This is a genomic window from Geoalkalibacter sp., assembly GCF_030604225.1.
GTDB lineage: Bacteria > Desulfobacterota > Desulfuromonadia > Desulfuromonadales > Geoalkalibacteraceae > Geoalkalibacter.
Genome location: NZ_JAUVWH010000130.1, coordinates 1 through 8616, shown reverse-complemented (window position 1 = coordinate 8616; position 8616 = coordinate 1). Strand labels below are relative to the sequence as shown.

Annotated in this window: 13 protein-coding genes; all 13 read right to left on the bottom strand. The window is 63.9% G+C overall.

Features of this window, described 5'->3' with window-relative positions; translation table 11 throughout:
• On the bottom strand, positions 1 to 288 hold a 288-nt coding region (locus QAT43_RS12625), incomplete at its 3' end, for a type II toxin-antitoxin system RelE family toxin (RefSeq protein WP_305043439.1).
• Positions 278 to 523 carry a type II toxin-antitoxin system Phd/YefM family antitoxin gene (locus tag QAT43_RS12620; RefSeq protein ID WP_305043438.1) on the bottom strand — a complete coding sequence of 82 codons (246 nt, stop codon included), beginning with the start codon at positions 521 to 523 and terminating at the stop codon, positions 278 to 280. The genes QAT43_RS12625 and QAT43_RS12620, both read right to left, overlap by 11 nt.
• A gap of 436 nt (positions 524 to 959) precedes the next feature.
• On the bottom strand, positions 960 to 1385 hold the full coding sequence (locus QAT43_RS12615; protein ID WP_305043437.1) for a flagellar assembly protein FliW: 426 nt from the start codon (positions 1383 to 1385) through the stop codon (positions 960 to 962).
• Complete coding sequence (gene csrA / locus QAT43_RS12610) at positions 1382 to 1621, bottom strand: carbon storage regulator CsrA (protein WP_305043436.1); 240 nt, start codon at positions 1619 to 1621, stop codon at positions 1382 to 1384. Before csrA ends, QAT43_RS12615 begins: the two co-directional genes overlap by 4 nt.
• 70 nt (positions 1622 to 1691) lie before the next feature.
• Positions 1692 to 2582 (bottom strand): flagellar hook-associated protein FlgL, encoded by an 891-nt coding sequence (gene flgL, locus QAT43_RS12605; protein WP_305043435.1) that lies wholly within the window; start codon positions 2580 to 2582, stop codon positions 1692 to 1694.
• 3 nt (positions 2583 to 2585) lie between these two features.
• Positions 2586 to 4034 (bottom strand): flagellar hook-associated protein FlgK, encoded by a 1449-nt coding sequence (gene flgK / locus QAT43_RS12600; protein WP_305043434.1) that lies wholly within the window; start codon positions 4032 to 4034, stop codon positions 2586 to 2588.
• Between the two features lie 3 nt (positions 4035 to 4037).
• Entirely contained in the window at positions 4038 to 4403 is a 366-nt protein-coding gene (locus tag QAT43_RS12595; protein WP_305043433.1) for a hypothetical protein, read from the bottom strand.
• Positions 4381 to 4695 carry a flagellar biosynthesis anti-sigma factor FlgM gene (flgM, locus tag QAT43_RS12590; RefSeq protein ID WP_305043432.1) on the bottom strand — a complete coding sequence of 105 codons (315 nt, stop codon included), beginning with the start codon at positions 4693 to 4695 and terminating at the stop codon, positions 4381 to 4383. Before flgM ends, QAT43_RS12595 begins: the two co-directional genes overlap by 23 nt.
• Before the next feature lie 251 nt (positions 4696 to 4946).
• Positions 4947 to 5258 carry a rod-binding protein gene (locus QAT43_RS12585; protein ID WP_305043431.1) on the bottom strand — a complete coding sequence of 104 codons (312 nt, stop codon included), beginning with the start codon at positions 5256 to 5258 and terminating at the stop codon, positions 4947 to 4949.
• Between the two features lie 15 nt (positions 5259 to 5273).
• Positions 5274 to 6380, bottom strand: coding sequence for a flagellar basal body P-ring protein FlgI (locus tag QAT43_RS12580; RefSeq protein WP_305043430.1), 1107 nt, complete (start codon positions 6378 to 6380; stop codon positions 5274 to 5276).
• Positions 6381 to 6409: 29 nt separating this feature from the next.
• Positions 6410 to 7108, bottom strand: a complete 699-nt coding sequence (locus tag QAT43_RS12575) for a flagellar basal body L-ring protein FlgH (protein ID WP_305043429.1) — start codon at positions 7106 to 7108, stop codon at positions 6410 to 6412.
• Positions 7108 to 7821, bottom strand: coding sequence for a flagellar basal body P-ring formation chaperone FlgA (flgA, locus tag QAT43_RS12570; RefSeq protein WP_305043428.1), 714 nt, complete (start codon positions 7819 to 7821; stop codon positions 7108 to 7110). Before flgA ends, QAT43_RS12575 begins: the two co-directional genes overlap by 1 nt.
• A gap of 40 nt (positions 7822 to 7861) precedes the next feature.
• Positions 7862 to 8614 (bottom strand): flagellar basal-body rod protein FlgG, encoded by a 753-nt coding sequence (flgG, locus tag QAT43_RS12565; RefSeq protein ID WP_305043427.1) that lies wholly within the window; start codon positions 8612 to 8614, stop codon positions 7862 to 7864.
• Positions 8615 to 8616 lie beyond the last annotated feature (2 nt).

The window sequence follows — 8616 nt, the reverse complement described above, 5'->3', positions numbered from 1 at the left end:
TTCCCTCATCCGCTGCTCGGCGATCTTGTAGACCTGCAAACCTTCCCTTTTGCCCACGGCAACCACGACAACGACTATGCGCTGATCATCCACCTGATAAACGAGTCGATAACCGGCATTCTTGAGCTTGATCTTATAGCAGTTGGGCATGCCCCGCAGACGCGCGGATTCAACATGGGGTCGGACCAGTCGTTCGGAGAGCTTCTTCTTGAACTGGCGGCGGATGGGTTCATCAATCTTGCGCCATTCTTTCAGTGCCGATTTCTTGAATTCAAGGCTATAGCTCATCAAGCTTCACCGGCACGGAAGGTTCACTCTCCCTCTCCTTCACCAGGCGAGCCAATTCATAATCCTCGATTTTCTCCATGAGCGCTTCGAAGGTCTCGGCAGGGATGAGATAGGCGCTGGGTTTGTTGTGGTTGAGAATGGCAACCGGGTTGCCCTCGGCGTCGTGGATGATGCGCGATGGATTTTTCTTCAATTCGCTGATGCTGACGGATGCGCGAGCATAGAGACGCTCCATGTATGACCTCCTATTTGGCTCCTATATATTCTCCAAATATAGGTCTGATTGTCGCTGACGGCAAGGTGCTTATTGTGGGCGCCGTCGCTTGAGGTTTATGGAAACCAATGCGGATTGCTCAGGGCATCCTTGACTCGGTTCAGGCGCCGAGAAGGATGAAAGAGGTCAAATTCCAGAGACGTATCTATCTAGGGCATGAAGGCCGCGACGTTGGTCAGGGCGTCGTCGCCGATAAGCCTTTCAACGGCAAGCAGATCTTCACGCGCTTTGGTCAGCCACTCGCGTGCGGCGGAATTTATAATAGTTCTCGGCCCTTTTCTCTGATTTCCCGGCTGAAAGAACTGCCGGTCTCGATAAATTTTCACCACTCAGCCCTTCCCGGCAGAAACAAAAACGCACCCGCCAAGGGGTGCGTTTTTGTTTCTGCCGGGAACTTTCAGGCCGCCGGCAACGGCGTGCGGGTCTGCCAGGGGGTTTTTTCGAGGATCACCTGCAGGGCGCGGTTGGTCTGGGGTGCGAAGAGGATGGGCGCGGCGAGATTGAGGGTGATCTGGCGGTCGGGGGGCACGGTCACCACCGCCAAGGCCAGACACTCGTCCTGCTCGCCGATGCCGAGTTTGCGCCGCTCGGCGGCATCGGGCGCGACGGAGTAATCGAGGAAAAAGCCGGTCGGATCGGTGAGGACGAAGGCCAGGGCCGGCTCCTCGACGCTCTGAATCCAGAACAGCGGACCGGGCTTGCTCTGGGGCATGACCACGAACTCGCGCAGTTGACCGAAGCCGATGAGCCCTTCGGGAAAGAGCAGGGTTTTTTCGGGATCGTAGTCGATGTTGCCGAAGCGCGTGCCGACGATGGTTTTCATTTCGGCGCCCGCTTCTGCAAACTCTCGCTCAAGGCATCCAGATCGGACGGGTTCCACTGCGTGGCCTCCTGGTTTTCGCGGCAGATGCGCTCAAACACTTCCTGCCGGTAGATTTTTTTGTCGGGGGGAGCTTCGATGCCGATGCGGATCGAGCCGCCCTTGATGTCCACCACCGTGATGCGGATGTCGTCGCCGATCACGATGCCTTCGCCGATCTTGCGGGTGAGTACCAGCATCTTGTCGCCCTCCCTGGCTGTGTGTTGGCTTGCTGCCCATCCTGGGCTGCAAGAAGCGTGCTATTTTCTCCTAGCGCATGTAGTCGAGAATCGAAAGGCGCGACACGCGCGACGTGATGTCCAGCGCCGCCTTGAAGGCGGTCTCCTGCATGGTCATATGGGTCAGGGTTTCGACGATGTCGGCGTCCTCGAAGCGCGAGAGCATGGCCATCATGTCGATGCGCATGTCCTGCATGTTAGTCTGCGCCTGGTCGACGCGCTGCGCCAGGTTGCCCGCCTGGGAGCGCTGGGTGCGCGCCTGGTCGGCGGCGCGGTCGAGATTGCTCATTTCGGCCAGGGCCGCGTCGGCGTTGCCCGCGGCCAGGGCGGCGATCATGTCATCGAAGAGCTGCCACATGTCCTTGCCGGTGCCGGGATCGCCGAACACCTCGGGGCCGGTGAGGTTGACCTTGACCTTTTCGCCGGGGCCGACTTCAAGATCGATGGCGCTCGGATCGCCGTCGAACTCGCCGGGCGTGCCCGTGGGATAGGGCTTGACGTTTTCCTTGTAGCCGGAAAAAAGGTACTTGCCATCGACGTTGGCGTTGGCCACGGACAGCAGCTCGTCCTTCATGAGGCGCACCTGGTCGCCGAGGGTCGCCAGATCCTGGGGCGAGAGGCTGCCGTTGCCGGCGTAGACCAGGGTTTCCTTGGAGCGCTGCATGAGGTTCTCGACGCGCTCCATGTGGGTGTCGAGGATGTTGAGGCGGTCGGCGGCGGTACCCAGGGTGTTGAGGAAGCGCTCGGACATGCGGATCTGGCCGCGGGCGTTGAGCACCGGGCGGATCGCCGAGGGATCGTCGGAGGGCTTGCTCATGCGCTTGCCGGTGGCCGCCTGTAGGCGCAGATCCTCCAGGCGCGTCGAGGACTGGGTCAGATTGGCGAGCAGGCTGCGATAGGTGGTGGTCAGGGTCGCGCGCATGGCTTACCTCTTGAGACTGAGCAGGGATTCCATCAGTTCGTCGACCACGGCGAGGAACTTGGCCGAGGCCTCGAAGCCCTTCTGGAACTGGATGAGGTCGATCATTTCCTGCTCCAGGGACACGCCCACGGTGGCGTCACGCATGTTCTTGATCTGCACCATGGCATCCTCAAGACCCTGGGAGGTCAACTGGGCGCGGCTCGCCTCGATGCCGACCTTGCTGGTGATCTTGGAGAAATAGCCGGTGAAGGAATCGTTGCCGTCCATGGCCGTCAGGCTGTCGGCCAGGGCGGACAGGGCCAGGGCGTTGCGGTTGTCGCCGATGACCGGATCACCGGGCGTGCCGCTCTGCCCCGCGGCCACCTGGCGGGTGTCGGTGAGGGCCAGGGCCAGGCTCTTGGCGAAGCCCTTCTCATGCAGCGCGAGGGGCACGGCGGGCGGATTGGGCGCCGGCCCCGGCGCGTTGGGCGTGGCGTTGAAGAAATCCAGGCCCGCGTCGCCGTTGAGATCGACGCCGTTGCGGTGCAGCTCGTTGACCTGGTACGCCAGGCTGTAGGCCAGGTGATCGAGCTCCTCCATGCGCTGCGGGATGAACTCGTCGCGCACACTCATCAACCCCTTGAACTCGCCGCCGATCATCCCCAGGCTGATGGGCGTGGTGGAATTGGGGCCGGTGCGCAGCACCAGCTGCAGGTTGAGATTGGTATCCAGGGTGGTTTCGATGGTCATGGCCTGGGTGTCCTGCACCAAGGGCAGGCCGCCGGGCAGCTGCATGGACACCTTGCCGTTTTCCTCGTAATAGGTGACGCCGAGCTGGCGCGACACCTCCTCGATGAGCAGGTCGCGCCGGTCGCGGTCGGTGTTGGCGCTCTGCCCGGAGATCTCCACCGTCGAGATGCGCAGGTTGAGATCGGCGATCTCCTGCAACAGGGGATTGAGGGCGGTGACCTTGGACTCCACCGAGGCGTTGATGTTGCGCTGGGCGCTGGTCAGGCTGGTGACGGCATCCTCGAAGGAGCGCGCCAGCAGTTCACCGCGCTGCAGCACGATCTGCCGCTCGGTCTGACCGCTGGGATTGGCGCTGAGTTCCTTCCATGAGTCGAAGAAACGATCCATCTCGGTGGCCAGATTGTTCTCGGCGACGCTGAAGATGCGCTCGAGTTCGGCCATGGGCGCCGAGCGCGCGCTTTCCTCGCCCAGGGTGCCGCTTTTGCCGTGGATCTGACGGGTCAGGAAAACGTCATGCTCGCGGGCGATGTTCTGGATGTTGACGCCCTGACCGATGAAAAAGCCGCGCAGTTCCAGGGACGGCACCGGCTGGAACACCGCCACCTGCCGCGAATAGCCCGGCGTGTTGACGTTGGCGATGTTGTTGCCGGCGATTTCCACCGCCTTCTGGCTTGTGCGCAGGCTGGTCTTGCCGGCATTGAGGGCGCTGAGCAGTCCGGCCATGGCTCAGATCCTCCCAGACAGCAGGCGCCCGCCGGGGCGCGTTTGGGTCAGGCTGCCGGTGGCGCGGTAGGCCGGGGGCGGCGCCTGCTTCTCGAAAAAGGCCATGGTGTCGCGCACCAGGTTGAGGCCGGTCCAGAACAAAAAGGCGTTGCGACGGTTCTCCTCGCGCACCAGCTGCGCCAGGGCGACCAGATCCTCGTCGTCGTAGGCGTCGAGGGCGCGCTCTTCGTGAAGTTGCTGAATAAGCGCCTCTTTCTCGCGCACCACGGCGCCCAGCGCCGCCATGTCGAGATTGCGCGCCGCCTCGCGTTCCTGAAGAATCAGCTCATGCAAGTGGCGCAAGCGCTCACAGGTTTCCAGACTGGCCATTGTTTCCATCCTCCGTGATGTACTTCAACAGACTGGCGGCGACCTGATGGAGGTCGGGCCGGTAGGTGCCGGCGGCGATCTGCGCCTTCAAGGCGGCGACTTTCTCGGCGCGCTGCGCGTCGGCCATGGCGGGGGACTCCTTGGCTTTGTTGACCTGCTGCAGCACGGCGGAGAAGTCGACCTTGTCCGTCGCCCGCGCCGTGCCCGAGGCCGCCGCGCCGGCTTTTTGCGCGCCGCGCGCCGGCACCAGGGGCGGCACCATCTGATTGCCGAAAATTTTCTTGATGCTCATGGGATCACCCTTCGGATCCGCCGGTTTTCCGACGGCCCGCCGTCAATAGTTCGTCCTGCCCTCTTTTCGGCGGCGCGGGACGGTTCCTTTAGAAAAAAAATCGGGGACCGTCGCCGGACCCCGATTTTTTTTCATTGAAAACACCTTGCCGCGCCCTCAGGCTCTTTTGCGTCCCGACCGTCCGCGCAAACGCCCACGCTCCGGCGCCAGGGTGCTCAGCACGAAACGCAGCGCCGCCACCAATCCCTGCATCATCGGTCCTTCTCCCCGCCCAGTTGGCGAAACAGGGCCTCGGCGATGCCCAGCCCCTGGGTGCGCGAACTGCGCTGGGCCATTTCCCAGTCCATCATCTCGACATAGGCGTCCTCGCCCATGCCGCGCGGCAGCAGCCCGTCCGTGGGAATGGTCTTGCGCATCTCCTTGAACAGGCTGTGCACGAACAGGGCTTCAAAATCCTGACAGGCCTTGCGCAGCGCCGCCGGGTCCTTGCGATTCGTCGCGCTGTCGGGCGTTTTCGTCACGGCGGGGGACAGGAGCAGCTTGGGATCGATGGTTGAGTTCATAAAAACCCTTTTTTCTTACAGCACCACCAGCTCGGCATGCAGCGCGCCGCTGGCCTTGATGGCCTGGAAGATGGCGATGAGGTCGCGGGGGGTGGCGCCGATGGCGTTGAGGGCACGGGCGATGTCGCCCAGGGAGACGCCCGGTTCGACCACCACCAAATTGCCCATCTCCTCCATGACCTCGATGCTGGTCTGCGGTACCGCCACGGTCTGCCCCTGGGAGAAGGGGCCGGGCTGGGAGACCTGGGCGGATTCGGCCACCACCAGGTTGAGGTTGCCGTGGCTCACCGCCACGCGCTGGATGCGCACATTGTCGCCCATGACGATGGTGCCGGTCTTCTCGTTGATCACCACCCGCGCCACGCTGTCGGGGGACACGCTCAGCTCTTCCACGGCGGCGATGAAATCGATGTGCCGCCCCGCGTAGGCCGGCGGCAGGTTGACGCGCACGCTCACGCCGTCGACGGCGCTGGCCGTGCCTTCGCCGAAGCGCTCGTTGATGGTGCGGCTCATGCGCGACACGGTGGTGAAGTCGGCGCTCTGGATGCGGTAGTTGAAGACATCGCTGCTGCCGAAGGCCAGGGCCACCTCGCGCTCGACCAGGGCGCCGCCGGGGATGCGCGCGGCGGTGGGATGGTTCTTCTGCACCGTGGCGGCCTTGCCCCCGAAGGCCAGGGCGCCCACCACCAGCGAACCCTGGGCGACGGCGTAGACGTTGCCGTCAGGGCCCTTGAGGGGCGTCATGAGCAGGGTGCCGCCCACCAGGCTGTCGGCATCGCCGATGGAGGAGACCTGCACGTCGATGGTGCCGCCGGCCTTGGCGAAGGGCGGCAGCTGGGCGGTGACCATGACGGCGGCGACGTTGTCGACCTTGACCTGGTTGCGGTTCACCGAGACGCCGAGGCGCTCCATCATGCTCACCAGGGACTGCACGGTGAACTGGGTGCTGGCGCTGTCGCCGGTGCCGTTGAGGCCGACCACCAGGCCGTAGCCCACCAGCTGATTGTCGCGCACGCCTTCGAGGCGGGCGATGTCCTTGATGCGGGTGGCCTGGGCGCTCAGGGGTTGCACGAGGACGCAGAGGACCGATAGGACATATGCGACAAGGCGAGCGACTTTCATTTCATCCTTCTTCCTTCTTACTTCAGACCTTAAAACGGCGTGATGTTGTCGAGGATGCGCACCAGCCAGCCCTGGCGCTGCTTGTCGCTGATCACGCCTTTGCCCGTATAGGCGATGCGCGCATCGAGAATGTGCTTGGAATCGACCACGTTGCCGGCGGTGATGTCGGCGGGGCGCACGATGCCCGCCAGGCGGATGATCTGCTCCTCGTTGTTGACGATGACGTTCTTGCTGCCGTCGATGCGCAGGTTGCCGTTGGGCAGCACCTCCACCACCTGGGTGGTGATGGTGGCGACCAGGTCCTCCTTGCGCGTGGTGGAGCCGGAGCCCGAGAAGTTGTTCTCGTAGCTGGCGCCGATCATCTGCTCGGGGTCGATGCTGCTGTTGATGGTGGCGATGGATTTTTCCAGGCCGAAGAGACGCGAAATGCCGCCCGAGGCGCTGCTCTTGCGCCCGGCGGAGGTGGAGGCCTCCTTGCTCGCGCTGGCCCGCTCGAAGATGGCCACGGTGACGATATCGCCCACGTAGCGCCCCTTGACGTCGGAGAGCAGCCCGCCCTGGCTGTTGGTCCACAGGGAGCCCGGGGTCTTGGGCGTCTCGGGCACGATGACCACCTCGCTGGGACCGAAGCCGTTGGCCTGGTCGGGCGAAACATGCCCGGCGCAGCCGCCGGCGCCCAAGGCGAGAATCAGGGCCGCGGCGGCCCGCCACAAGGTCGTTTTCATCATCAGAACTCCACGCGGACCGTCGCGGGCGCCACCACCTGGCAGAGAATTTCCTGCTGGGAGGCGCTGTTGCGGATGCGGATGGTGTCGCCGAGCTTGCCCGCGTCGCGCGCCACGCCGGTGGCGCTCAGCTGCAGGGCGCCGCGCTGGGCGATGATGGTCACCACGTCGCCGCGGCCGACCAAGGACGGTTCCTCGACGAAGCTGCGATCAAGCGTGTCGCCCAGCTTGACCGAGCGCTTGAGCACCTTGCCCACCAGCTCATCGGCGTAAAAGGCCGGATTGCGCACCCGCGCCAGATCCATCTCGACGAAATTGATGTCGCGCTCGCCCAAAACCACGCCGCGCGACAGATCCAAGGCGGCCACGGCCACGGGCGCCACCGCCTCGAGCTCGACGCGGTAGGACTGGTTTTTCTGTACCCGCCCGTCGACGCGGAACACGAAGGTGAAGCGGCGGCTGGAGAGAATCTGCGGATCGGACGGAATGATCTCGTGGCTCACCCGCCCCGGCGGCAGGGTGAAGGGTGCCGCGGTTTCCAGGGACTTGACGCGCACCTCGGCCTGGGGCAGAACGTCGCGCTTCTCGTGGAGATAGTCCTCGAGGAGTTCGCGGATCTGGTTCGGGCCGATGGTGGTGCCGCGCTCGGCGGCCTGCGCCGCGAAGGCGGGCAGCATCAGCAGACTCAGGACCAATAGGGCAAGAAAGTGTCTCATGACGTCCTTAAAGTGCAAACTTCAAGCCTAATCCCAGAACCTAGACCAGATTGTTGACCATCTGCAGCATTTCGTCGGCGGTGCGGATCGCCTTGGAGTTGATCTCGTAGGCGCGCTGGGTGGCGATCATGCTCACCATCTCTTCCATGACGCTGACGTTGGAGCCCTCCAGAAAGCCCTGGGCGATGGCGCCAAAGCCCTCCTGGCCGGGGGTGCCGAACACCGCGGCGCCCGAGGCGGGGGTTTCCTGGAAGAGGCTGCGGCCCATGGCGGAGAGTCCGGCGGGATTGCTGAACTTGGCCAGTTCCAGGTTGCCGATCTGGTTGGCGAGGTTGCTGCCGTCGAGAAAGGCGTTGACCGCGCCGTCCTCGGTGACGGTCAGGCGCGTGGTGTTCTCGGGGATGATGATCTGCGGCAGCAGGGGGTAACCGTCGGAGGTCACCAGGCGTCCGGTACCGTCCTTCTTGAAGGCGCCGGCGCGGGTGAAGGCCTCCTCGCCGCCGGGCAGCTCGATGCGGAAGAAGCCGGCGCCCTCAATGGCCAGATCCAGGTCGTTGCCGGTCTGCATGAGATCGCCCACGGTGAACACCTTCTGCACCGCCGCGGCACGCGCGCCGAGACCCACCTGGATGCCCGTGGGCACCTCGTTGCCTTCCGCCGATTCGGAGCCGGCGGTGCGGCTGGTCTGGTAGAGCAGATCCTGGAAGTCGGCGCGGCTTTTCTTGAAGCCGGCGGTGTTGACGTTGGCCAGGTTGTTGGAAATGACGTCCATGTTGAGCTGCTGGGCGGTCATGC